General features: G+C 71.6%; 21 protein-coding genes and 1 riboswitch. Of the genes, 7 read left to right on the forward strand and 14 right to left on the reverse strand.

Annotated elements, in window-relative coordinates:
- Positions 1-9: 9 nt before the first annotated feature.
- From WBK31_RS22700 to WBK31_RS22720, 5 genes are read right to left on the reverse strand one after another with little or no spacing between them, the layout of a single operon-like run.
- Positions 10-942: an ROK family glucokinase gene (locus WBK31_RS22700; RefSeq protein WP_364055152.1), complete on the reverse strand. Its 933-nt coding sequence runs from the start codon at positions 940-942 to the stop codon at positions 10-12.
- Between the two features lie 25 nt (positions 943-967).
- Positions 968-1,471: a hypothetical protein gene (locus WBK31_RS22705; RefSeq protein ID WP_406673090.1), complete on the reverse strand. Its 504-nt coding sequence runs from the start codon at positions 1,469-1,471 to the stop codon at positions 968-970.
- Positions 1,472-1,498: 27 nt separating this feature from the next.
- Positions 1,499-2,677, reverse strand: coding sequence for an ArsA family ATPase (locus tag WBK31_RS22710; RefSeq protein WP_406673091.1), 1,179 nt, complete (start codon positions 2,675-2,677; stop codon positions 1,499-1,501).
- A 1-nt stretch (position 2,678) separates the two neighbouring features.
- Positions 2,679-3,116, reverse strand: coding sequence for an SRPBCC family protein (locus tag WBK31_RS22715; RefSeq protein WP_364055161.1), 438 nt, complete (start codon positions 3,114-3,116; stop codon positions 2,679-2,681).
- 49 nt (positions 3,117-3,165) lie between these two features.
- Positions 3,166-3,933, reverse strand: a complete 768-nt coding sequence (locus tag WBK31_RS22720) for a metallophosphoesterase (RefSeq protein WP_406673092.1) — start codon at positions 3,931-3,933, stop codon at positions 3,166-3,168.
- Positions 3,934-4,106: 173 nt separating this feature from the next.
- Here WBK31_RS22720 and WBK31_RS22725 point away from each other — a divergent pair, with 173 nt between their 5' ends.
- Entirely contained in the window at positions 4,107-5,858 is a 1,752-nt protein-coding gene (locus tag WBK31_RS22725; RefSeq protein ID WP_364055167.1) for an AMP-dependent synthetase/ligase, read from the forward strand.
- A 220-nt stretch (positions 5,859-6,078) separates the two neighbouring features.
- Here WBK31_RS22725 and WBK31_RS22730 read toward each other — a convergent pair whose 3' ends face one another.
- Positions 6,079-7,224, reverse strand: a complete 1,146-nt coding sequence (locus WBK31_RS22730) for a hypothetical protein (protein ID WP_378787678.1) — start codon at positions 7,222-7,224, stop codon at positions 6,079-6,081.
- Between the two features lie 616 nt (positions 7,225-7,840).
- Between WBK31_RS22730 and WBK31_RS22735 the strand changes: the two genes are divergently transcribed.
- The 3 genes from WBK31_RS22735 to WBK31_RS22745 are packed head-to-tail and all read left to right on the forward strand — an operon-like array spanning position 7,841 to position 10,904.
- Entirely contained in the window at positions 7,841-9,118 is a 1,278-nt protein-coding gene (locus WBK31_RS22735) for an ABC transporter substrate-binding protein (RefSeq protein WP_378787676.1), read from the forward strand.
- Positions 9,118-9,990, forward strand: coding sequence for a carbohydrate ABC transporter permease (locus WBK31_RS22740; RefSeq protein WP_406673093.1), 873 nt, complete (start codon positions 9,118-9,120; stop codon positions 9,988-9,990). Before WBK31_RS22735 ends, WBK31_RS22740 begins: the two co-directional genes overlap by 1 nt.
- On the forward strand, positions 9,987-10,904 hold the full coding sequence (locus tag WBK31_RS22745) for a carbohydrate ABC transporter permease (RefSeq protein ID WP_364055179.1): 918 nt from the start codon (positions 9,987-9,989) through the stop codon (positions 10,902-10,904). The genes WBK31_RS22740 and WBK31_RS22745 overlap by 4 nt, the downstream gene beginning before the upstream one ends.
- Positions 10,905-10,910: 6 nt before the next feature.
- Here WBK31_RS22745 and WBK31_RS22750 read toward each other — a convergent pair whose 3' ends face one another.
- The 8 genes from WBK31_RS22750 to WBK31_RS22785 form a co-directional block, all read right to left on the reverse strand.
- Positions 10,911-11,999 (reverse strand): glycosyltransferase family 4 protein, encoded by a 1,089-nt coding sequence (locus WBK31_RS22750; RefSeq protein WP_364055182.1) that lies wholly within the window; start codon positions 11,997-11,999, stop codon positions 10,911-10,913.
- 8 nt (positions 12,000-12,007) lie between these two features.
- Complete coding sequence (locus WBK31_RS22755) at positions 12,008-13,558, reverse strand: M48 family metallopeptidase (protein ID WP_406673094.1); 1,551 nt, start codon at positions 13,556-13,558, stop codon at positions 12,008-12,010.
- An 11-nt stretch (positions 13,559-13,569) separates the two neighbouring features.
- Positions 13,570-14,388 carry a hypothetical protein gene (locus tag WBK31_RS22760; protein ID WP_406673095.1) on the reverse strand — a complete coding sequence of 273 codons (819 nt, stop codon included), beginning with the start codon at positions 14,386-14,388 and terminating at the stop codon, positions 13,570-13,572.
- A gap of 73 nt (positions 14,389-14,461) precedes the next feature.
- Complete coding sequence (locus tag WBK31_RS22765) at positions 14,462-14,905, reverse strand: C40 family peptidase (RefSeq protein WP_364055191.1); 444 nt, start codon at positions 14,903-14,905, stop codon at positions 14,462-14,464.
- Between the two features lie 157 nt (positions 14,906-15,062).
- Positions 15,063-15,226: riboswitch (cyclic di-AMP (ydaO/yuaA leader) on the reverse strand.
- 914 nt (positions 15,227-16,140) lie between these two features.
- Positions 16,141-17,055: an NlpC/P60 family protein gene (locus WBK31_RS22770; protein ID WP_364055194.1), complete on the reverse strand. Its 915-nt coding sequence runs from the start codon at positions 17,053-17,055 to the stop codon at positions 16,141-16,143.
- A 144-nt stretch (positions 17,056-17,199) separates the two neighbouring features.
- Entirely contained in the window at positions 17,200-18,462 is a 1,263-nt protein-coding gene (locus WBK31_RS22775; RefSeq protein ID WP_364055196.1) for an NYN domain-containing protein, read from the reverse strand.
- 628 nt (positions 18,463-19,090) lie between these two features.
- A complete protein-coding gene (locus WBK31_RS22780) occupies positions 19,091-19,762 on the reverse strand; it encodes a response regulator (protein ID WP_378787665.1) in 672 nt (223 codons plus the stop codon).
- Positions 19,759-20,991, reverse strand: a complete 1,233-nt coding sequence (locus tag WBK31_RS22785; protein ID WP_378787663.1) for a sensor histidine kinase — start codon at positions 20,989-20,991, stop codon at positions 19,759-19,761. Before WBK31_RS22785 ends, WBK31_RS22780 begins: the two co-directional genes overlap by 4 nt.
- Before the next feature lie 111 nt (positions 20,992-21,102).
- On the opposite strand from WBK31_RS22785, the gene WBK31_RS22790 reads away from it, so the two are divergent.
- From WBK31_RS22790 to WBK31_RS22800, 3 genes are read left to right on the forward strand one after another with little or no spacing between them, the layout of a single operon-like run.
- Positions 21,103-21,330: a hypothetical protein gene (locus tag WBK31_RS22790; RefSeq protein WP_364055204.1), complete on the forward strand. Its 228-nt coding sequence runs from the start codon at positions 21,103-21,105 to the stop codon at positions 21,328-21,330.
- Entirely contained in the window at positions 21,327-21,818 is a 492-nt protein-coding gene (locus WBK31_RS22795) for a PH domain-containing protein (RefSeq protein ID WP_364055207.1), read from the forward strand. The genes WBK31_RS22790 and WBK31_RS22795 overlap by 4 nt, the downstream gene beginning before the upstream one ends.
- A gap of 47 nt (positions 21,819-21,865) precedes the next feature.
- Positions 21,866-23,944: a PH domain-containing protein gene (locus WBK31_RS22800; protein ID WP_406673096.1), complete on the forward strand. Its 2,079-nt coding sequence runs from the start codon at positions 21,866-21,868 to the stop codon at positions 23,942-23,944.
- Positions 23,945-24,094: the final 150 nt, after the last annotated feature.

The raw sequence follows: 24,094 nt of genomic DNA on the forward strand, positions 1-24,094 counted from the left end.
CCGGGGACCTCAGCGCCGCCTGGCCAGGTCGGCCGCGCCCACCACGCCCGCCGACGCGCCCAGCTCGGCGAGCCGGATCTCGGCGAGCGGCCGGTGTCCGCGCCCGGTGAGCCGCTCGGCGAACGCCTCCCTGGCCCGGTCCATGAACAGGTCGGCGGCCCTGGACACGCCGCCGCCGACGATGAAGCAGCCGGGGTCGAGGATGGCGGCGAGGTCGGCCATGCCCTGCCCGAGCCAGTCGGCCAGGCTGCGGAACGCCTCCAGCGAGACCTCGTCGCCGTGCCTGGCGGCCTCGGTGACCTCCTCGCCCTCGATCTTGCCCCCGGCCAGGCCGAGCAGCGTGGCGGCCCGCTCGGGGTGCTCCTCGGCCAGCTTCTTGGCCTCCTTGACCAGGGCGTTGCCGCTGGCGTACTGCTCCCAGCAGCCGATGTTGCCGCAGCCGCACTCGCGCCCGCCCGGCTGCACCTGCATGTGGCCCAGCTCGGCGCCCATGCCCCAGCGGCCCCGGTAGAGCTTGCCGTCGAAGACGAGGCCGCCGCCGATGCCGGTGCCGAGCGTGATGCAGACCACGTGGGACTGGCCCCTGCCCGCGCCGAACCTGGTCTCGCCCCAGGCCATCGCGTTGGCGTCGTTCTCGACCACGACCGGCAGGCCGACCAGCCCGCTGATCTTCTTCTGCAGCGGCTCCTCGCGCCAGGCCAGGTTGGGCGCGAAGCGGATGACGGACCGGCTCTCGTCGACGAATCCGGCCGCGCCGACTCCCACCGCCTCGATGTCGCGGCCCTCGGACAGCTCGCGAACGACGTCGGCCACCGTCTCCGCCACCTTGTCGGGGCGGTCGGCGGCGGTGGGCCTGAGCGTGTGTTCGACGATCTCGCCGTTGTCGTCGACCACACCGGCGGCCACCTTCGTCCCGCCGATGTCGACACCGATCGTGAGCATTGCCGCGTGTCTCCCTATCCCAGATCTATATGTTGAACGTTGTCGCGATGACCGCGATCGTCGCGAGGCTCATCGCGCCGGTCACGTGGCCCGCGAGGGCAGGCCTGCTCAGCGCGTCGAGCGCGCCGCGGAAGGCGGCGAACAGCTCACCGCCCGCGGCCACCAGGTGGCCGGCCACGTCGTTGCCCGACTCGCGCTGCGCCGCGATCGCCCGGCACACCGGGCAGGCCCGGCAGATGTACTCGTCGTGGGGCTCGGAGACGGCCTCCTCCCACACGTCGCGCTCCCTGCGGGACCGGCCGCCGACCGCGCCGCTCAGCGTGCCGGCGAAAGAGTCGAAGACGCTCTTGCCGACCTGGCGGGTGGCCCGCTCCTGAAGCGACTCGAACAGCTTGCGCGCCTCGTCGGCAACCGTACCGATGGGGTCCCGCTCTGCGCCGCCCCGGGTGTCCCTGCCGGTGTCACCGGCGGAGTCGCGGCCGGTGTCCCGATAAGGGTCTCTGCCGTTCCTGTCGCTGCTCTCGGTCATCCTGGTCCTCCAAGCTCGTGGGGTCGCTCATCCATTCAACTCATCAGGTCGCGGATTCGCTCCCTCGGCGGACCACGTGACGCGAAGCACACCGTCGCGCAGCGTCGCCCCGCTGATCTGCCTGCGGGCCAGCGCCGCCGGCAGCGCCAGGATCCTGCGGTACGGTCCCGCGGTGACGATCAGCTCGTCGCCCTTGCGGGCCAGGTCGACGTCGCCCCGGCCGGCGCCGGGCAGCGCGAGCTCCAGCTCGTCGGCGCTCATCCGCAGCGGCGGGCGTACGGAGTGGGGGGCGAAGGGGTCGGACGCGCCGTACATCGCGGCGCCCACCGCGGCGAGCGCGTCCTCGCCGACGGGCTCGGCGGGCAGGTAGGGCACGACGTGGATGGGCAGCGGCGCGAACGACTGCTCGGCCTCGGCCAGCAGCCGCGACTGCGCGGCCACCCAGCCGGTGCGCCACTCGTCGGCGTCCTCCCTGGGGAAGACCCGGTTGGCGATGGCGGCGTCGACGCGGTAGCCGTACAGGCTGAGCGAGGTCAGCGTGCGCCTGGCCTCGGCCAGCACCACCGACTCGGGGGTGAACACGAGCCGCACGGAGGCGTGGTCGCCGGTGAGCAGCTCGCGCACCTCCATCAGGCCGCGGTGGAAACGCTCGCCCGCGCTCATCACCTCGTCGTCCGGCGCGCTGACCCTGGCCACGCCGCGCACGAACGGCGCGGCCAGCCGCATCAGCCTGCGCCCGACCGGCATGAGGCGGTTGACGTGCCAGTCGAGCGCCTCGGGCAGCGCGAGCAGCCGCAGCGTCTCGGCCGTCGGCGCGCAGTCGACCACGATGACGTCCCAGCAGCCGTCGCGGGCGTGCCTGCGCAGCTCCAGCAGCGCGATCAGCTCCTCGGCGCCCGGCAGGACGGTGATCTCTTCGGAGGTGATCTCGTCGAGGCCCAGCTCGGCCAGCACGTTCCTGGCGTAATCGCGCAGCTCGCCCCAGTGGCGTTCCATCGACTTCTGCGTGTCCACCTGGTGCAGGTGCAGGCCGGGCGCGATCTCGCCGGGCTCGGCCGCGAGCGCGTCGCCCAGCGAGTGCGCCGTGTCGGTGGAGACGATCAGCGTCTTCAGCCCGCGCCTGGCCGCCAGCGTGGCGGTCGCGGCCGCCGCCGTGGTCTTGCCGACGCCGCCCTTGCCGGTGAAGAGCAGAACCCGCGGATGCACCTCAGCGGCCTTCGACGCGCTTCTTCAGGCCCTTCAGCGCGGTGTCCACGATGACCTTCTCGGCCTTGCGCTTGATGAGCCCGATCATGGGAACGCTGAGGTCGACCGTCAGCTCGTACGTCACGTCGGTGCCACTGCCCGACTCGGAGAGCCGGTAACTTCCGCGCAGGTCGGAGACCATCTTCCCGGGCTCGACCACCTGCCAGCTCACGGCGTCGTCGCCCTGCCAGGTGTAGCCGAGGGTGTAGGTGTCGCTGATCGGCCCGGCGTCGAGCGTGAAGCGCACCGTGCTCGGGCGGCCGTCGTCGTCGCTGGTCAGGACCTCGGCGCTCTTGACCTGGCCGGCCCATTGGGGGTAGCTGGGGAAGTCGGCGATGACCGCCATGATGTCGGCGCGCGTCGCGCCGATCGTGGTGCTCGAAGTGGTCCGATCAGCCATGGCGACCACGTTAGTGCACAAACCACCGGTGACGGCGTAAGGCCGCAGATCACCATTCCAGGACGTACGGGACGCCCCGGCTGCGGAAGTGGCCGACGTTCACGCACTCGGTGCGGCCCACGCGGGCGCGCGCGTGAAGAGGATTGTGCACGTGGCCGAAGAGCGCGTAGCGCGGCTGCGTCCGCCTGATCGCCTCCAGCGTGGCCTCGCTGCCCCGCTCGAACCGCCGGGCCACCACGTCGTAGAGCAGCTCGGGCAGCGCGGGCGGGATGTGGCAGCACAGCACGTCCACCTCGCCGAGCGCCTCGACCTTGGCGGCGTACTCCTCGTCGCTGATCTCGTACGGCGTGCGGTACTGCGTCTTCAGCCCGCCGCCGACGAACCCGAACCGCAGCCCGCCGATCTCCGCCACCTGCCCGTCGAGCACCTGGTGGCCGGGCCTGAGGTAGTCGGACCACAGGCGCGGCAGATCGACGTTGCCGTACGTGAGGTAGGCGGGGGTGGGCATGGCCTCGAAGAGCGCGGCGTACTGGGCGCGGACGTTGCGCTCGATGTGCTCGCGCGGGTCGCCGTCGAGCGTCGCCCACAGCCGCGCCGACATGGCCCTGGCCTCGTCGAACCGCTTGGCCGTGCGCAGCGCGATGAACTCCGCGGCCTTCTCGGCGCCGAACAGGTCGGCGAAGATGCCCTTGGCGTGGTCGTCGTAGTCGATGAACAGGATCAGGTCGCCCAGGCAGATGAGCGCGTCGGCCCCGTCACCCGCCCTGGCGAGCGCGTCCGCCCTGCCGTGGACGTCGCTGACGACGTGGACCCTCATGGGGAAGATCCTATGCGCGGGCACCGGCCGCCCGCCGCTCGCGCATCACCGCGGGACCGGCTCCGGCTTGCTAGCGTGTGTGAAAGACCCTTCATAACGCCTCAATGACAAAGCTACCGGCGCGTAACTTCAGACGGTAACGTCCAGGCGGAGCCCGAAGAGGAGTTGAGTTCGTGCGCGAGTACAGCGTCCCCGTCCTGGTCGATGTGCCTGTCGACGCCGGCCTGCCCGACACCGTCTTCCGGCGCGCCGAGCAGGAGCCGGGCGCCGTGGTCATGCGGCGCAAGACCGAGTCGGGCTGGCCCGCCGTTACCGCGGCCGAGTTCCGCGATCAGGTGGCCGAGCTGGCCAAGGGCCTCATCGCGGCGGGCATCGAGCACGGCGACCGGGTCGCGCTCATGTCGCGCACCCGCTACGAGTGGACGCTCATCGACTACGCCCTCTGGACGATCGGCGCGGTCACCGTACCGATCTACGAGACCTCCTCCGTCGAGCAGATCAGGTGGATCCTCGCCGACAGCGCGGCCAAGGCCGCGTTCGTCGAGCTCGACACGCACGAGCAGGCCGTCAAGGAGGCCGCGCCCGAGCTGAAGTCGCTGTGGCGGGTGGACGCCACGCTGGAGACCGGCGGCGTCACCGACGCCGACGTGACCGCGCGCAGGGAGCAGGTCACCTCCGCCGACCTGGCCACCGTCGTCTACACCTCCGGCACCACCGGGCGTCCCAAGGGCTGCCGGATCACTCACGACAACCTGCTGTTCACCGCGCGCAACGTGGTGCGCGGGCCGCTGGAGCCGCTGTTCGCGGGCAAGCAGCCGGCCGCGCTGCTGTTCCTGCCGCTCGCGCACATCTTCGCCCGCATCATCCAGGTGGCGCTCGTCGAGGCCGGCGCGATCATCGCCCACACGCCCAACATGAAGAACGTCGCCCCCGACCTGCAGAGCTTCCAGCCGACGTTTCTGCTGGGCGTGCCCCGGGTGTTCGAGAAGGTCTACAACGCCGCCGAGCAGAAGGCCATCACCGGCGGCAAGGGCAAGATCTTCGCCCGCGCCGCCGACGTCGCGGTGGCCTGGAGCAAGGCCGAGAGCTCGGGCGGCGCGCCGCTCGGGCTGCGGCTGCAGCGGGCGATCTTCGACAAGCTGGTGTACGGCAAGCTGCGCGCCGCCACCGGCGGCCGGCTCTCCGCGGCGATCAGCGGCGGCTCCGCGCTCGGCGACCGGCTCGGCCACTTCTTCCGCGGCGTCGGCATCGAGGTCTTCGAGGGGTACGGGCTCACCGAGACCACCGCGCCCGTCTCGGTCAACCTGCCGGGCGCCAACAAGATCGGCACCGTCGGCAAGCCGCTGCCCGGCGTCACCGTACGCATCGACGACAGCGGCGAGATCCTGGCCAAGGGCCGCAACGTCTTCCACGGCTACTGGAAGAACGAGGAGGCCACCGCCGAAGTGATCGACGCCGACGGCTGGTTCCACACCGGCGACGTGGGCGAGCTCGACGACGACGGCTACCTGCGCATCACCGGGCGGATGAAGGAGATCCTGGTGACGGCCGCCGGCAAGAACGTCGCCCCCGGGCCGCTCGAGGACGCGCTGCGCGCCCACCCGCTGATCTCGCAGGCCATGGTCATCGGCGACGGGCGGCCGTTCGTCGCCGCCCTCATCACCCTCGACCCCGAGGCCCTGCCGGACGGCGCCACCGTCTCCTCGCTGAAGTCCGACCCGGAGGTGCTGGCGCAGATCCAGGCGGCGGTGGACCGGGCGAACGCGCTGGTGTCGAAGGCCGAGCAGATCAAGAAGTTCGTCATCCTCGACGCGGACATCACGGAGGAGAGCGGCCACCTCACGCCCACACTCAAGGTCAAGCGGAACCTGGTGATGCGCGACTTCGCCAAGGAGATCGACGCCATCTACGACTCCCAGTCGTAGATGGCGCCCGGTGAGCGGGCCGTCGCCCGGCAACGCGCCTCGAGCCGGGAGCCCGGGGCCGCTCCGCGGAGCGATCGCAGTACCGGTGCATCGCCCTTCCACGGCCGGCTGGGCGCAGAGAGCCGCCCGCCCGAACGCCACCGCCGGCAACACGGCAGGTAGCGGGCGGCGGCGGATCTCGCAGCAGGCCGGATGGTCGATGGCGGGCGGCCGGAAGTGGTCAGCCGAGGGCTTCGCCGATGCCCTCCACGTCGCCGGGGCCGCCCTCGGGGCCGACCTCCTCGTGCTTGCCCGTCGCCGGGTCGTAGACGGTCACCGACTGCGGCGGAGTGTCCCTGGGGCGGCCGAAGACCAGTTCGGAGCCGTAGAAGGCGACCGGCCAGTCACCGCCGGGCAGGGTGGGCACGACCTGGTCGCCCGCGCCCCGCTCGTCGTCCGGAGACAGCACCGTCGCCGAGTCGCCCCAGGCCACCGCCAGGCGTCCGTCCGGGGAGACGGCCAGGGCCGACATCGGATGGCTGGACGCCGCGCAGGCCCGGCACCCGGTTTTCCTGATGGGGCCGGTCCGGTCGTTGATGTACGCCATGCCGCAGCGCGGCGCGGTGACCGCCCATCGGCCGCCGGGCAGGTGCGCCACTGCCGCGCCATACCCGCACTCCTCCGATTCTCCGTCGTACTTGACCGCGGCAAGCTTCTCCGCACGTACGTCGTCGATCACGGTGACGGCGCCCGTGCTCCGTGCGGACCTGAGCCGGCGCTGCCGCCCCGGGCCGTCCGCGCGCTCACGCGGCGCTCCCACGATCAGCCGCAGCCGCCCGTCCGGCAGCGGGCCGAGCGCCAGGGACTCGCCGAAGTTGTCGCCCTTCTCGCTGTTGCCCGGCACGCCGTCGGTGTCCTGGGTGATGCGGCGAGGAGCGGCCGCGCCGGAGAAGACGTACACGGCCCCGGCCTCGCCGGCGCCGTCGCGCTCCTTCTCCATGGGCGCTCCGACCGCGATCGTGCCGCCGTACGCGGCCACCGAGCTGCCGAACCTGGCGTTCTGCTGCGGCTCGGGCGAGACGATCTTGCGGTACGGGCGGGCGCCGCCGCCGTACAGGACGTAGACCGCGCCCGCGCCGCCCTTGCCGTCCACCTTCGTGTACGGGGCTCCGACGACGATGTCGGCGCAGCCGTCGGCGTCCACCCGGGTCAGCGTCACCGACGCTCCGATGGCGTCGGCCGCCTCGTCGGGGATGGCGAGCGGGACGAGCCTGCCCGCCGTCAGCAAGGAGACCTGGCCGCCCGTGAGCGCCCTGTTGCCGACGGCCACATCGTCCCGGCCGTCACCGTCGAAGTCCCGCGCCCCCGCCTTCGTACAGTCGGCCACTGAGCCGTCGGATCTCCCCTGGCCCGGAGTGGCTGCGGGCGCCGCGGAGCCGGGTGCGGCCGGCGTACATCCGGCCAAGCTGACAAGCACCGCCACTACCGCCGGAACCACCGGCACAGGTCGCCAGAGCATAGGCGGATTATTCACGACATCGCCGCCACACACCCGCCCGTCCCGCCACCGGGCGGCCACCGACCGCCCCAAGCGCACGCAGCCGTCACGCCGGCCGAGGGCTGGACGGGGCTCAGCCCGCACGCGGGTTCCACACCCGGCCGAAGACTGGACAGGGCTCAGCCCGCACGCGGGTTCCACACCCGGCCGAAGACTGGACAGGGCTCAGCCCGCACGCGGGTTCCACACCCGGCCGAAGACTGGACAGGGCTCAGCCCGCACATGGATTCCGCACCCCGGCCGAGGGCTGGGCGGGGCCTGGTGCGCGGCGGCGGAGCGTGCTGTGATCGCAGCGGCCGTCGCGCCCCTGCCTCGGCGCGGCGAGTTTGAGCGTTTCGGAATTTGTCATGAAACCGTGCGTTGACAGTCCGAAATGTGGGCTTTTCGATGAAGGAAAGTGAGCGAACTCGGGGGAATCTGAAGGGTCCGGCAAGGAGGCACCCACATGGACCAACCGTCGCCGATCTCCCGTCGCAATCTTCTCTTAGGAGCCGCCGCCTTCGGCGTTCCCGCCGTCCTGACAGGCTGCGGCTCGGACGCCCCATCGCCCGGAGGAGGAGGCGGCGATCTGGGCACGGTCACGATCGGCTCGAACGCCTCCGACGAGATCCCCAAGAAGACGCTGGAAGCCGTGGTCAAGGGCTTCACCCAGGCCACGACCAGGATCAACACCGTCGATCACAACACCTTCCAGGAGAACATCAACCGCTACCTGCGCGGCACCCCGGAGGACGTGTTCACCTGGTTCGCGGGGTACCGGATGCAGTTCTTCGCCCAGCAGGGCCTCGCGGTGGACATCTCGGACGTGTGGCAGGAGATCGGCGCGGACTACACGCAGGCGTTCAAGGATCAGTCGACGGGCGTGGACGGCAAGCAGTACTTCGTCCCGTTCACGTACTATCCGTGGGCCGTCTTCTACCGCAAGAGCGTGTGGGAGGAGCGCGGTTACGAGCCGCCCGCGACGCTGGACGAGCTCACCGCGCTGTGCAGGAAGATGAAGTCCGACGGCCTGATCCCGATCGCGTTCGCCGACAAGGACGGCTGGCCGGCGATGGGCACGTTCGACATCCTCAACATGCGGATCAACGGCTACGACTTCCACATCTCGCTCATGGGCGGCAAGGAGTCGTGGACGGACCCCCGGGTGAAGCAGGTGTTCGACACGTGGCGGGGGCTGATGGAGTTCCACCAGCCGGCCGCGCTGGGACGTACCTGGCAGGAGGCCGGTCAGTCGCTGGCGCAGAAGAAGACCGGGATGTACCTGCTCGGGATGTTCGTCGCCCAGCAGTTCCCCGAGGCCGACCGGGACGACCTGGACTTCTTCACGTTCCCGGAGATCAACCCGGCGTACGGCACCGACTCGATCGACGCGCCCATCGACGGCTACATGATCTCCGCCAAGGCGAAGAACGTGGAGGGCGCCAAGGCCCTGCTCAAGCACTTCGCGCAGGCGTCCTCGCAGAACATCGCCACGAAGATGGACCCGGGCACGCTGGCCGCCAGCTCCAAGGCCGACACCTCCGGCTACAGCCCGCTGCAGAAGCGCGGCGCGGAGCTGGTGTCGAAGGCCAAGCACATCGCGCAGTTCCTCGACCGTGACACCCGGCCCGACTTCGCCTCGACCGTGATGATCCCGTCGTTGCAGACGTTCATCGACAAACCCAACGAGATCGACTCCCTGCTGGCCGGCATCGAGCAGCAGAAGGCGAACATCTTCCGCTGATGGCCGTCAAGACCCGTCGCTACTCCGCCCGCGACGTGACCGTGCTGGTCATCGGGCTGGGGGTGGCCATCACCGTCAACGTGGGCCTCATCTGGGGGCCCACGCTGGCCTCCATCGGGCTGTCCGGCACGAGCTGGAGCGGCATCGGGCCCATCGAGTGGGTGGGCGGGCGGAACTACCACGACCTGGCGGCGGAGTATCCGCCGTTCTGGTCGGCGGTCCGCAACAACGTGCTGTGGCTGGCCTTCCTCGGGCTGGTGGCGACGCCGTTCGGATTGTTCTGCGCGGTGCTGCTGGACCGGCGGCTGCGGCTGTCGCGGTTCTACCAGAGCGCGCTCTACATGCCGGTGGTGCTGTCGCTCGCGGTGGTGGGCTTCATCGCCCAGCTCGTCTACTCCTCCGACTACGGCGTGCTGAACGCGGTGACCGGGCTGAGCGTGGACTGGCTGGGCGACCGGTCGATCAACATCTGGGTGGTCATGGTGGCGGCGGCCTGGCGGCACGTCGGATACGTCATGATCATCTACCTGGCCGGGCTCAAGGCGGTCGATCCGGCGCTGAAGGAGGCCGCGGCCATCGACGGCGCGAACGAGCGGCAGGCGTTCTTCCGCGTGATCCTCCCCACACTGCGGCCGGTCAACGTGATCGTGCTGGTGATCACGGTGATCGAGGCGCTGCGGGCGTTCGACATCGTCTACGCGATCAACAAGGGCAGGAACGGCCTTGAGCTGCTGTCGGTGCTGGTCACGGAGAACATCGTGGGCGAGGCGAGCAGGATCGGGTTCGGCTCGGCGATCGCGGTGATCCTGCTGGTGATCTCGCTGGGGTTCATCGCCACGTACCTGTCGCAGCTGTTCAAGGAGGAGCGATGACGGTCACCGCCCCCGCGTCCGCTCCCCCGTCGCAGGCGGTCACGCCGCCGGCGCGCCGCCCGGTCCGGCCGCTGCGGGTGCTGCTGCACGCGTTCCTGGTGCTGGTGGCGCTGGGGTGGCTGCTGCCGCTGGCGCTCGCCGTGTACGCCTCGCTGCGCCCGTACGAGGAGACCGCCCGCCTGGGCTACTTCTCGCTGCCGGAGAACCTGACGCTCGGCTACTACGCTCAGGCGTGGACGCAGGCCGAGCTGCCCCGCTACTACCTCAACACGCTGTACGTGGTGGTACCGGGCGTGCTGGTGACGCTGCTGCTGGCCTCGTTCACGGCGTTCGCGATCGCCCGGCTGCGCATCCCGGGGCGCAAGACGCTGCTGATCGTGTTCACCGCGGGGAATCTGCTGCCGCCGCAGGTGCTCATCACGCCGCTCTACACGCTCTACACGATGGTGCCCCTGCCCGCGTGGCTGTCGGACTCGCAGTCGCTGTACGACTCCTACCTGGGGCTGATCCTCATCCACGTGGCGTTCCAGTTCGGCTTCTGCGTGTTCGTGCTGGCGAACTTCATGCGCACGATCCCGGAGGAGATCTCCGAGGCGGCACTGGTGGACGGCGCGGGGGTGTGGCGGCGGTACTGGACGCTGACGCTGCCGCTGTGCCGTCCGGCGCTGGCGGCGCTGGGCACGCTGCAGTTCACCTGGATGTACAACGACTTCCTGTGGGCGCTGGTGCTGATGTCGTCGGGCGACAAGCTGCCGGTCACCTCGGCGCTGAACAACCTGCGCGGCCAGTTCTTCACCGACTACAACCTGCTGGCCGCCGGGGCGATGCTGGTGGCGCTGCCGACGCTGATCGTCTTCCAGCTCCTGCACAAGCAGTTCGTGGCCGGTCTGACGCTGGGGTCGACGAAGGGGTGACGCTCGTCAGAGCAGGGCGCGGAAGCGGGCGGCCACCTGGTCCCACGACCACTCGGCGGCGATCCACTCGCGGCCGGCCTCGCCCATCTTGCGCGCCTTGTCGGGGTCGGTGAGCAGCTCGATCACCGCCTCGGCGATCTCGCGGGGGTCCTCGCCGTTCACGACCAGGCCGGTCTCGCCGGGACGTACGGCATCGGGCGCGCCGCCCGACCGGCCCGCGATGACCGGCAGCCCGGTCGCCGACGCCTCCAGGAACACGATGCCGAGCCCCTCCACGTCCACGCCGCGCAGGCGGGTGCGGCACGGCATCGCGAAGACGTCCGCAGCCGCGTAGTAGCCGGGCAGGTCGGCCGCCGGGACCGTGCCCGCGAATCTGATCGACTCGTGCCCGTCGGCCAGCCGTTCCAGCGTCCGCCGGTACGAGCCGCCGCCCACCAGCAGCAGCACCGCGTCCGGCACCGAGCGCAGCACCCGCGGCCAGGCCCTGATGAGCCGGTCCTGGCCCTTGCGCGGCACCAGCCGCGACACGCACACCACCACCGGGCGGCCCGCGAGCCCCAGCCGGGCCTTGGCCGGCCGGTCGGCCGGGGCGGGGCGGAACTGCTCGACGTCCACGCCGGGCGCGAGCCGTACCAGCTTGTCCTGGGGGATGGCGGCGGCGAGCCTGGCGCGGGTGTAGTCGCCCAGGTACGTCACCACGTCCGCGTGCTCCCCGATCCTGCGCAGCACCGAGCGGAAGCCGGGCGCGCTCGCCCACGACGCCTCGTGGCCGTGGGTGAGCATCACCATCCGCTCGGCGCCCGCCCGGCGCAGGCGCGGGGCGAGCAGGCCGAGCGGCGCCGCCGCCCCGAACACCACGGTCCGCGCGCCGCACGCGGCGACCAGCCCGGCCGCCCTGCGGGCGACGGCCGGGGTGGGCAGCATGAGGCGCGTCGGGTGCCGCACCACACGGTACGGCTGGCGCCGGTCGAACTCGGCGCTGCCCGGCCAGGCGGGGGCGTAGACCGTCACGCCTGGCGTGCGCAGCGCCAGTCCGTGCACGAACGACTGGATCCCGCCCGTGCGGGGCGGGAAGTCGTTCGTGACGAAGAGCACGGGATGTGTCACGGCAGGGGTACGCCGTTCAGCCGCGCCCACGCGCGGGCCATGGCGATGCGCTCGGGACTTGACGGATGGGAGGCATAGAGCACATATTCCACCGCATTCGGCGTCAAGTCGGAAATGTTGGTTGTGGCCAGGCGCTTCTGCATGGCGATGAACGTGGCCGGATCCCGCGTCAGATCCAGCGCGTGCACGTCGGCCCTGGCCTCGATGTGGCGGCTGATGAGGTTCTGAGCCGGGCCCAGCAGGAACCCGCCGATCGTCATCAGCCCCATGAGCGCGCCGACCGCCCTCGGATCGGTGATCGACATGACCTTCGTACGCCGCCGCAGCGGGTCGAAGATCACGTACAGCAGGATCGCGCCGAAGGCCGAGCCGAGCGCGCCGATGAGCGTGCCGTGCAGCACGTCGTCGTACTTGGCGTGGCCCAGCTCGTGCGCCACGACCAGCTCCACCTCCTTCTGCGGGGCCTGCAGCAGCGTGTCGTAGACGACGATCCTGCGGGTGGCGCCGAAGCCCGACACGTACGCGTTGAGCGCCGTCGTCCTGCGCGAGGCGTCGGCCACCAGCACGTCCTTCACCGGCACGCCGTCGCGCGCGGCCATGTCGAGCAGGTTCGTCCGCAGCGTGCCCTGCGGCATCGAGGTGAAGTCGTTGAACAGCGGCTCGAACACCACCGGGTAGACGAACGACGCCGCCACCGTGAACGCGAACGCCCCGGCCGCCGCCGGGATCCACCAGCGCCGCACCTTGCGGGCCAGCGCCACCAGGACCAGCAGCATGAGACAGAGCAGGCCCGTCTCCACGCCCAGGCTCTTCAGCCGGTCGGCCGTCCAGCCCGCCCAGTCCTGCGTGGACAGGCCGTACTCGCGCAGGATCGTCTCGAACCACATGCCCAGGGGCCACCTGAGCGCCTCGACGATCGCCGTGATCACCACCGTGCCGAGGATCACCCGCAGCCACCACGGGCCCCTCAGCCAGGTCAGCACCTTCGCGCCGAACGGGGTGGCCACCAGCACCCCGGCGAAGATGAGCGTGAGCGCCAGCGACAGGTAGCTCGGCAGGCTGGTCGCCGCGTCGAACGCCTCTCCCCTGGCGATCTGGGCGGCGGTGAAGTCGCGGGCCGGGTCGGGCGGGCCTCCGGTCAGCACGTCCCAGGGCGTGGTGAACGCGGCCACGGCGATGATCACGATGCCGAGCAGCACCAGCGCCAGGGCCGCCTGGCGGCGCAGGGCCGGGGTGGTGGTTCCGCGTTCGTCCATGCCCGCACCCTTCCCGCTGCCCAGGGCCTGAACGTGCTCCTTTCCGCCGCCTCCGTCCGAGGCCGGCGTGTTCGTCTGTGCGCCGCTTCCTGCGGCCTCCGCGTCCTGGGCCCGCGTGCCGCTGCCCGCGGCCTCCGCGTCCTGGGCGCCGCTCGCGGCGGGCGCGCCCGGCGGGTGGGCGGCGCCCACCGTGGCCAGCGCCTCCTCCGCCGCGCGAGCGCCGTCCTTCGCCCCCTGGGTCTTCTCCTGGCGGTCCGTCTCCCGGTCGTCCGGGTCTTGTCGTTCGCTCATCTGCCTCCCCTTCACACGAGCTGATCCCGCACGTACGCGCGCCACCGCGCGGTCAGCGTCGCGACGGAGAGCCCGAGCGCGGCGAGTGCCCGATCGGTCCCGCGTACGCGGGCCGCACGGTAGAGCCCCACCAGGGTCCCCTCACCGAACCGGTCAGCGAGGAAGCGACACGCCAGCCAGGCCTCCTGGTACGCCCGCGCGAGCGCGGCAGGGTCACCGCCGTTCGCCGCGAAAGCCGCAGGTCCGGGCAGAACGGTCGGGAGGCGGCCGGCCCGTACCTCGGCGGCCAGCTCGGCGGCGGCCGTCGTCACGGGCAGCCCGGCGTCGCGGTAGGCGACGTAGTCGGCGAAGCCCTCGTACAGCCAGACGGGCAGGCCGCCGGTGCCGGCGACGACATGGGTGAGCTCGTGGGCGAGGACGACGTCCCTGCCCGTGGGGTTGAGCCTGGCGAACGACTCGGGCACGACGATCACCCGTTCGCCGTCGGCGACCGCTGCGAGCCCGTCCACGCCGCCCACCCGGGCCAGCGCGGCGGCCTCGCGGGCATCGGCCGGTACGACGATCAGGGGGCGTACGGGGCGGGCGAGCACCGCCGAGACCCTTCGGCTCGCCGTGTCGGCCCTGCGCGCCAGCTCGCCGAGCCCCGTGGCGTCGTGGCCCACGACCGTGGACCATGTGCCGCGGCGCACGATGTGCGGGCCCGGCCACAGGTCGCGTACCGGCTGGGGCAGGATCGGCGCGCCGGGCAGCGGGGCGGCGGCCGACGCGAGCGAGGCGGCGGCGAGCACCAGCCCGGCCGCCAGGGCACGTCGGCTCACCTGCTCAGGCACAGCCCCGATGGTAGGTGGTCCCCTGACACGCGAGAGCCCCGTCCGGATCGGGGAGGATCCGCACGGGGCTTCTTCACGCGCCGGGACGGACGGCGCCGACGAAGGACGCCTTACGCCATCCGCTCAGCTTGTCGATGCGTACCCGTTCACCCGTCCGAGGTGAATGGATCATTCTGCCTTTGCCGACGTACATGCCCACATGGCCGAGCCCGTTGAAGAACATCAGGTCACCAGGCTGCAGGTTGCGCCAGGAGACCTTCTTCCTGACGCGGGCGAACTGGCTGCTCGCCACGCGCGGGAGCTTGACGCCGGCCTTCCTCCAGGCGTACTGGACGAGACCGGAGCAGTCGAACGAACCAGGTCCGGTGGCTCCGTAACGGTACGGGTCACCGATCTGCTTCTTGGCCACGGCGACGGCCTTGCTGGCCCTCGCCCTCTGCAGGGCGGCTCTGGCGGCCCTCTTGCGGGCCTTGGCCGAGATGGCGGTGCGGGCGGTGGTGGCCGCCTTCACCGTCATTCCGGCCGCCGCACTGGCTTCGCGGGTCGTCGCCGCCTGAGCCTCGGGGGCATGGAGGACCATACCTCCGGCTGTCACAGTCAACGTGAGTGCGACACCACTCAGGGCAAGGCGGGACAGGCGGGGGTTCTGCAGGGATTCAGACAGGATTTCTCCTTGGGTCTTCCACGAACGCCTACCGGGTTAGCTGACGGATTCGGGCGTGGAAGTCGCCCTACGGCGCGATGGCGCGCCGATTCACCCCTGATCCTTTGGGGACGTGGGATCGCTGGGTCCCCGGCTCCGTGCCTCCTGTCTGCACGGATTCGGCAGGTCGCGCCCCGATCGATGAGTGCGATGGGGATGTCGGGGCCGACCGGCGGATATGTAGCTGTCTCACATCGGGAGGGACCGATGATCGGTTCGCGACGACATGGCTTGTCCGCCGCGACGCCAGAAGTTACGCCGAACGGTCACGAATCGGCAAAGCCCGAGTAACGCTGTAAAGATCAGATAGGGGTATTTGTCAGACTCAGAACCGCTGCTGGGACCCCAGGCGCCGTGACCAAAATGTGACCTCACTCACAATTCTTTTCCCGCTGCTGTGTAAGGTCCCATCCGCCACAACTGTCACCTTGGTCACAAACGTGAACATCGTTCCCGCGCGATCTCCGGCCTGGGCGAACGGTTGTTGTGACAGACGTAACTTCCGAATTTCCCCGATTTCCGACAGGCCCTAGCAGCAAGATCACGCCCGTGGCCACTGATCAAGTCCGTCGCCACCACGCTCCCTACGAAGTGGCGTAGTAGAAGGAGAGCGACGCGATTCACACATCGAAGAACGGCGACTAAAAGGAATAGCGGCTCCACATGGTGACCGATCGAAAACGGCCGGATGGCAGGCTTTCGGGCCGGTTCCCCGCCCCGCCGGACCGGCCTCGTCACCAAGCCCGAGATCCCCCTGCCACTCGGCTGGATCGCACCCCACCGGATCGGCCGAAGCCGGTTCACCACCCCACCGGACCGGCCGAAGCCGGTTCACCACCCCACCGGACCGGCCGAACCCCGCAGACCGGCCGAAGCCGGTTCCCCGCCCCGCGGAGCGGCCGAATGGGCGGGCGATGGCCTTGGAGGAGCGCTGACAAAAGCGGCCGGCCCGCTCATAGAGGCTGCGCGCTACGTCGCAGACCTTCGTACGAGCGGGCCGGCCCTTGAGAAACGGGTGCAACCAGGCGGGTCACCCCGCCACGTCAGCCTTACGGGCGGATCGCGCCGACGAGGCGGCGGCCGTACGCGGAAAGCTTGACCACCTTGACGACGTCACCCGTCTGCGGCGCGTGGACGATTTGCCCGTTGCCCGCATAAATACTGACGTGCCCCAAACCCTCGCTGAAGATGAGGTCACCGGGCTGGAGGTCGTCGAGCGACACCCGCCGGTTCGCGCCCCACGCCCACTGCTGCCAGGTCGTCCGCGGTAGCCGCACGCCCGCGGCCGCCCACGCCGCCTGAGTGAGCCCCGAGCAGTCGTACCCGCCTGGACCGGTGCCGCCGAACACGTACGGCTTGCCGATCTGCGCGTACGCGAACCGCAGCACCGCCGCGGCGCTTCCCGAGGCAGGCCCGGTGTACTTGAGCCCGGTGCTGTTCGGGTTGCCCGGGTTGTAGGCGCCCAGCCTGTCGAGCAGCTTCTTCTGCTGCGCGATGAGCTTGAGCACCTCCGCGCGCTCCTTCTGGACGGCGTCGCGCTCCTTGTCGGCCTCCTTGAGCGCCTTCTGCGCCTTGTCACGCTCGATCTTCAGGCCCCGGTTCTCCCGGTCGAAGGCCGCCAGCTTCTGCAGCCGTTCCTGGGCGAGCTGCCCGGCCACGGCGAGGCCGGCCAACCTGCCCTGCGGGTCGTTGGAGCCGAAGATTCCAGGCCAGGACGTGAGGTCCTCGCCCAGCTTGTAACTGTCGACGGCCATGCCGACCACCTGAGTGCGGAGGTCGGCGACGGTGGCCAGCTTGCGCTTGTAGCTCGTGTCGAGCTTGGTGTAGGTGCTCTTGGCCTTCTTGTAGCGCTCGGTGGCGGTGTTGTAGCGGTCGACGACCTTGTCCGCCCTGTCGTTGAGCTTCTCCAGCTTGGCCTTCGCCTGGGCGATCGTGGGTTTGGGATCAGCGAGGGCCGCTCCCATCGGAGTCAGCATCAGTCCGAACGCGAGACCCGCGGCCATCGGCACCCGGCCACACCTCACTGTATCGCCTCCCAGGGATCTTAATCTGGGGCGAAATAGTACAGAAGTGGCGCGTGAGGTAAGGCTAAACGCACCAATTCGTAATTATGCGCGGCTAAGCCGGCGCAGCAGCAATCCCGACGGAACGGGTCTCGCACCCATCCGCCGTACGGAGTCGGCGACCTCCCGATCGGAGGAGACCACGGCGATGGCCCGGCCGGGCGGCTCGGCGCGTACGAGCTGGCGGATCAGGTCGTCGGCGATCTCCCCCGGCGCGCTGAACAGCACGCGCACCCCCCGCGGCGCCACCACCTGCACCGGCGCGTTGAGCTCGGCCCCGTCGAAGACCACCGTCACCTCGACCCTGGTCTGGGCGACGAGGCCGCCGAGCGCGTTCATCAGGCGGGTGCGCTGGTCGGCGAGGGTGAGGGTGCCGTAGCCGGTCTTGGTGACGTTGTAGCCGTCGATGATGAGGTGGATCTGCGGCAGCGCGAGGAGCTGGTCGAGCAGCTGCGGGTCGTCGTCGGCCAGGGCGCGCGCGGGCACGCCGCGCACGCTGGGGCGCTCGCCGGTGATCGCGGCGACCGAGTCGGCGGGCCGGCTGATCGTGGTCGGCAGCGCCAGCTCGCGGCGCAGCCCGGCGGAGGCGTCCTGGAGCGCGTCGAGCAGCACGCGAATGCGGGCGTCCTCGATGCTCCTGCCCTCGCGTGCGGCCCGGCGCGATGCTTCGAGCTGCTTCTCCACGTCGGCGAGGCGCTCGCGCAGCCGCCGCAGCTCGGCCTCGGCGCCGCTGCCGGCGTGGGAGGCAGCCGCTCTGGCCTCCTCGGCCGCCCGCTCCATCTCCTCGGCCCGCCGGGTGGCCGCCTTGGCGCGCTCGCGGGCGTCGTGGAGCTTGCGGCGCAGGTCGGAGTTCTCCGCGCGGGCCGCCTTGAGCTGCTCGCGCAGCCGGTCGGCCTCCTCCTTCGCGGCGCTCTTCTGCGCGGCGAGTTGCTCGCGCAGGCGGGCGACCGCCTCCTCGCGCTCGGAGTCCTCCGCCGCCACGGCCGAACGTTCGAGGTCGGCTCGGGCGATTTCGATCATTTCCGCCCAACCGGGCGGCCGGGTCAGGTAGGCTGCCGCCGCCACCAGGACGGGATCGGCCGCCGGTGGCACGTTGCCCTCGGCCAGCGCGGCGACGAGCTCCGGCCAGCCGGCGGCGACGGACTCGGCGACCAGCTCGCGGAACTTCTTGTCGTTTTCGAGCTGTGCCGCGATGGGCGCGCTGCCGAGTTTCGCGCGCTTACGGGGATCGAATTTGGCGATGCCACGCAGGGGTGGCGGGATGGCGGCAGGCGGCATCGAGCCGAGGACCTGAGAGGCCAGGTCCACGACGTTGAGCCTCACCTGCTCGGGAAGCGGGCGAGACAGGCCTTCACCCGCTGAACTCATCCCACTTGTCCCTTCGTGACATGCCCTTTCAGACAAGGGTACGGCCGTCGCGTACCTGACCGTAACGGCCGCCCCAAGGTGGACAAGCGCTCGCTAGGCGCTTTATGACCGTCATGGGCCCCGTGTCCGCCCGGGAGGTCCGTCGTCGCCGGGCGGCTTCGCACCTCCACCCGCGACCTGGCCGAACTGCGGGAACGCGCCAACGCCCGGCTCCCGAAGAAGGCCGGCGCGGACGCGCCGGTCTCGGAGCTCACCAGGCCGTCGGAGAACGGCCTGTCCAGCGAGACCCTTCTCTCCACCGCCGGTCGGGACGGCCGTGACACCCGCCGTGCGGCCCGCCTGGCACCTGCGCCGCAGGCGGTTCCGGGCTTTCCGGACGACGACCTGCGCACACGGTGCGGGCTGATGCGCCTGGTGCGCGAAAAAGCTGGGATCCCAGCACCACGGGCGCTCTGGTTCGAGCCGGATCCGGCGCCGCTGAGGGCGGCCCTGCACCGCACGGTCTTCACCCCCGGCGAGCCGGGCTTCATGCGCCGCGCCGGCGTCCGCCGCACCTGCCGCGAGCCCGCTACGAACCCGCGTCGTAGACGAGCAGCGCCACCTGGACGCGGTTGTTGAGGTCGAGCTTGGTGAGGATGCGTGAGACGTGCGCCTTGACCGTGGGCACGCTCATGTACAGCTCGCGCCCGATCTCGGCGTTCGACTTCCCCTGCCCGACGGCCCTGGCGACCTCCAGCTCGCGCTCGCTGAGCCGCGCGAGCAGCTTCCTGGCCCGCGCGGTGCGCTCGTCCGCCCCGCCGTCGGAGACGTGGCTGATGAGCTGGCGGGTCACCGCGGGCGACAGGATGGGCTCGCCCGCCGCGACCTTCCTGATGGCCGCCACCAGGTCGGCGGGCGCGATGTCCTTGAGCAGGAACCCGGATGCGCCCGCCCGCAGCGCCCGCAGCACCTGCGCGTCGGCGTGGAACGTGGTCAGCACCACCACCTCGGGCGGCGCGGACGTGCGGCGCAGCGCCTCGGTGGCGGTCAGCCCGTCGACGCCCGGCATGCGGATGTCCATCAGCACCACGCGCGGCCGGTGCTCGGCGACCAGCGGCGGCACCTCCGAGCCGTCGGCCGCCTCCCCCACCACCTTGATGTCGCCGGCGCCGCCGAGGATCATCGTCAGCCCGGCGCGCACCATCGGGTCGTCGTCGACGATGAGCACCGTGATGGGACCGCCGTCGGCGGGTGTGGTCATGAGGTCTCCTCCCTGGTCGCCTCCACCGGCCACGGCAGCCAGGCGCGTACCACGAACTCTCCTTCCGGCGTCGGACCGTGCTCGAGCCGGCCGCCCGCCAGCTCGGCACGCTCGGTCAGTCCGATGAGCCCGGCACCCGCGCCGGGCAGGCGGGCGCCGTGGCGCGCCGCCAGCGGGTTGCGCACCTCCGCCGTCAGCTCCTTGCCGCGCTCCCCGCCGACGGTGACGGTCACCGGGACGTCGCCCGCGTGCTTGCGCGCGTTGGTCAGCGCCTCCTGGACGATGCGGTAGAGGTTGCGGCCCTGCCCCTCGGGCACTCCGCCGGCCCGCAGGTCGAGCCGGACGTCCATGCCCGCCTGGCGGCACTCCTCGACCAGGGCCGGCAGGTCGGCCAGCGTGGGCTGCGGCCGGTCGGGCACCAGGTCGGCGTCGGGCTCGCCGTGCCGCAGCACGCCGATCACCTCGCGCAGGTCCTGCAGCGCCTGGTGGGCGCTGGTCCTGATGGCACCCGCCGCCCTGGCGATCTCCTCCGGCGGCGCGTCGGGACGGAACTCCAGCGCGCCCGCGTGCAGGCTGAGAATCGAGATGCGGTGGGCCAGCACGTCGTGCATCTCCCTGGCGATGCGCTCGCGTTCGAGCTGCTTGGCCTGCTGGGCGGCGCTCTCCGCGCGCTGCCTGAGCGACCAGACGAGCTGCCGCCGCGCCCTGACCACGACGCCCCACGCGAACACCATCAGCACGACCGTCACGCCCAGCGCCAGCGCCCAGGCCCGGTCGTCGTCGCTCTGCTGGCGCAGGACCACGTAGGGGGCCAGGGTGAGGAAGTTGATCAGCGCGATCGGCGCCGAGATCTTGAACGGCCGGTGCACCGCCACCGTGAACAGCGCCACCACGCACGCCCCGCCCACCAGCTCCAGGTAGGACGACAGCACCGCGAGCACCAGCGACAGCGCCACCGGCCAGCGGCGCCGCAGCCACACCGACGCGCAGGCCAGCGCCCCCGCCACCTGCTCCACCGCCATCAGCGGCTCGGACGTCGGCTGCTTCTCCAGCTCGCCGAGCGACACCAAGGTGATGAAGCAGGCGGCCAGGAACATGAGGATGTCGACGATCCAGTCGCGAGTGGAGCGCCGCACGCGCCCGCCGTCGCGGGCGTCGCCCAGCAGCACCGACGGCAGGGCCCACCGGTATGCGTGGACGGGCGCCTCGTCTCCCCGCAGTTCCGTCACGTTCATCGAGGTTAGGCCCTACCGGGGGTGCGCCGACAGCGACCAAAGTCGATACCTGACGAGACCTACGGCCGACGCGCCCGCCGCATCGGCCGGGCCAGGCTTGGCGGCATGCAAGCGGTGCTGACGGTGGCGGGCTGGCTGCTGCTCCTGCAAGGGGTCGCCGGCCTGGCCGACGCCGTGTGGGGCTGGTGGAAGTGGGCGGACGGCCTGCTCGTGGTCAACGTCCTGCCGGTGCTCAAGGGATATGAGGTGTTCGCGTCCATCGTGATCGGCGTGCTCGGGGTCGCGCTGCTGGCCACGGCCGGGTCGCTGCGGCGGGAAGAGGAGGACGGATGAGCGCGACCGGGCTGCGTCCGCCGCGCCACCAGGCCGACCCTCGGGCGGTCTCGTGGTGGACGGTGCAGTGGCTCATGCTGATGGCGCCACTGGCGGGCGCGGCGGTGGCGGCGTACGCGCTGTTCACCTCGCGGCCCGGCTGGCTGGGCGCGCTGGTGGCGGTCTTCGCGCTCGGGTGCCTGGCGCTGGCCGTGGTGGCGCCGCGCGTGTCCTACCGGGTGGAGCGGTGGGAGGTGACCGACGACGCCGTCTACACCCGTACGGGGTTGCTGACGCACCGGTGGCGGGTGGCGCCGATGTCCAGGATCCAGCGGGTCGACACCGCGCGTGGGCCGGTGCAGCGGCTGTTCGGGCTGGCCGACGTCACCGTCACCACCGCGTCGTCGGCGGGCGCGATCACCATCGGCGGGCTCGGCCACGAGCTGGCGGCCGACCTCGCCGACCACCTCACCGCCCGCACCCAGGCCACTCCGGGGGACGCGACGTGAACGGGCCTTCGACGCGGTGGCGGACGGTTTCGCGGCGGAGCCTGTGGGTGACCGGGGTCAAGTCGCTGGCGGTCGCGGCGGGGGCCGCGTTCGGCCTCGTACGGCTGCTCACCGGCCTTGACCTGCCGCCCGGCGGCGTCGTCGCGGCGTGCGCCGGGGCCGCGGTGCTGATCGTGGCGGCGGCGGTCGCGTACGACGTGCTCAGGCTGCGCACCACCCGCTGGCGGCTGACCCCCGAACGGCTGGAGCTGCGCTCCGGCATCACCACCCGGCGGCACCGCGCGGTCCCCCGCGACCGCGTGCGCAGCGTCGATCTGCGCGCCGACCCCGTGCGCCGCGTCTTCGGGCTCACCGTGGTGAAAGTCGGCACCGGCGAGCACGCGGGCGACGAACCTGAGCTGGCGCTCGACCCGCTGACCCGGCACGACGCCGAGGCGCTGCGCCGCGCACTGCTGCACCAGGGCGAGACGGCCGAATCCTGCGACGGGCCGCTCGCCGAGCTGCGGTGGTCGTGGATCAGGTACGCGCCGCTATCGGTGTGGACGTTCACCGGGACGGCGGCGCTGCTCGCGGCGCTGTTCAAGATGTTCGACTCGTTCGGGCTGAAGAATGTCACCACCCGGCTGGCGCGCGAGCTGTGGGAGTGGGTCGTGACGCAGCCGCTGCTCGCCATCCCGCTGCTGCTCGCTGTGCATGTGGTGGTGGGGGTGGCGGGCGCGATGCTGCTGTTCGCCGAGTCGTGGGGCCGCTACCGGCTCGACCGCGAGCCCGGCAGGATCCGGCTCCGGCGCGGCCTGCTCACCACCCGCTCGCTGACGTTGGAGGAACGCCGCCTGCGCGGGGTGGAGCTGCACGAGCCCCTCCTGCTGCGCCTGGCCGGGGCCGCCCGCGTCAAGACCATCGCCACAGGACTGGCCAAGACCGACGACGAGGACACCGAGGACACCGCCGCCCTGACCCCGCCACTCCCCCGCGCCACCGCCCTCCACATCGCCACCGCCGTCGCGACGCACAGCCCGCTCGCCTCTGTGCCCGCGCGTCCCCCTTCCGCACCCGCGCCCGAGGCGCTGGACCGGGCGTGGGCGCCCGTCCCCGTGTCTGGACGTCCAGGGCTCGCACCGGCGCCCGGCCTTCCACCCCGCGTGCCCGCGCCCGACCGCCTTGGCGATGGGTCACTGCCTGCGCATCAGGACCCCGCGCCCGACCGCCTCAGCGACGGGCCGCTGCCCGGGCATCAGGTCCCCGCGCCCGACCGCCTCGGGCCGCTGCCCGGGCATCAGGGGGTTGCGTCCGAAGGCGCGCATCCGGGCGGCCCCAAGCGGCCGGGCACCGCTGCTGCGCCGGGCTCGGCGGCAGTGGCGGCGGTGGCGGAGGAGAGCGACTTGGCTCGGGCCCTGGTGGCGCCCGTGCGGCATCCGGTCGCCGCGTTGCGCAGGCGCGTGGTACGGGCGCTGGCGGCGGCCGGGGCCGTGGCGATGCTGTCGGCGGGGCTGGTGGTGGCTGTGCGGGCGGGGGCCGTGCCGTGGGCCGAGGGCCTGATCGGCGCGGGTATGAGCGGCCAGAGCGGGGTCGGCGCAGGCTCAGTCGGCGGTAGCGGGATGGGCGACGATGCGATCGGCGGAAGCTGGGTCGGCGCAGGTGCGATCGGCGGGGACTGGATCGGCGCAGGTGCGATCGGCGGGGGCTGGATCGTGGCGGCGGTGGCCGTGCCGGTGGCGGTGCTGGCGTACGGGCTGTGGCTGGCCGTGGCGGGTGCCGCGAACCTCGGTCACGCGCTGAGCCCTCGCCACCTGATCACCAGGAGGGGTGCGGTGGTGCGGCGCACGGTCGCGCTCGACCGGCGCGGTGTCGCGGGCTGGACGTTCACCGAGACGTTCTTCCAGCGCCGCTCCGGCCTGCTCACGGTCTCGGCCACGACGGCGGCGGGACGCGGCCACTACGAGGTGGTGGACGTGGGCCGCTCGGACGGCCTCGACCTGGCCGCCGCCACCGTCCCCGGCCTGCTCGACCCGTTCCTCGTCCGCGAGGCTCCGAGCGACCGCCGCACCTCCGTGCGTCCGAGGGTCCCGCCCGGTCCACGAAGTTCACCCGACACGATCGAGGGCCTCACCCTGGACCCGCCGTAGGGACCCACCCGGGGTCCGTAGAGACCCGCCAAGCTCCGTAAGCCGCTGAAGGTCCGGCCGAGACGCCGTGAGCAGGCGCGGGAAAGCAGACGAGCCGCGCGATCCCCCAGCGTTTGCCCATGCCCCTGTACTGGGCAAACGCGATCGCGC

Source organism: Nonomuraea sp. N2-4H (genome assembly GCF_045291505.1).
GTDB lineage: Bacteria > Actinomycetota > Actinomycetes > Streptosporangiales > Streptosporangiaceae > Nonomuraea > Nonomuraea fastidiosa.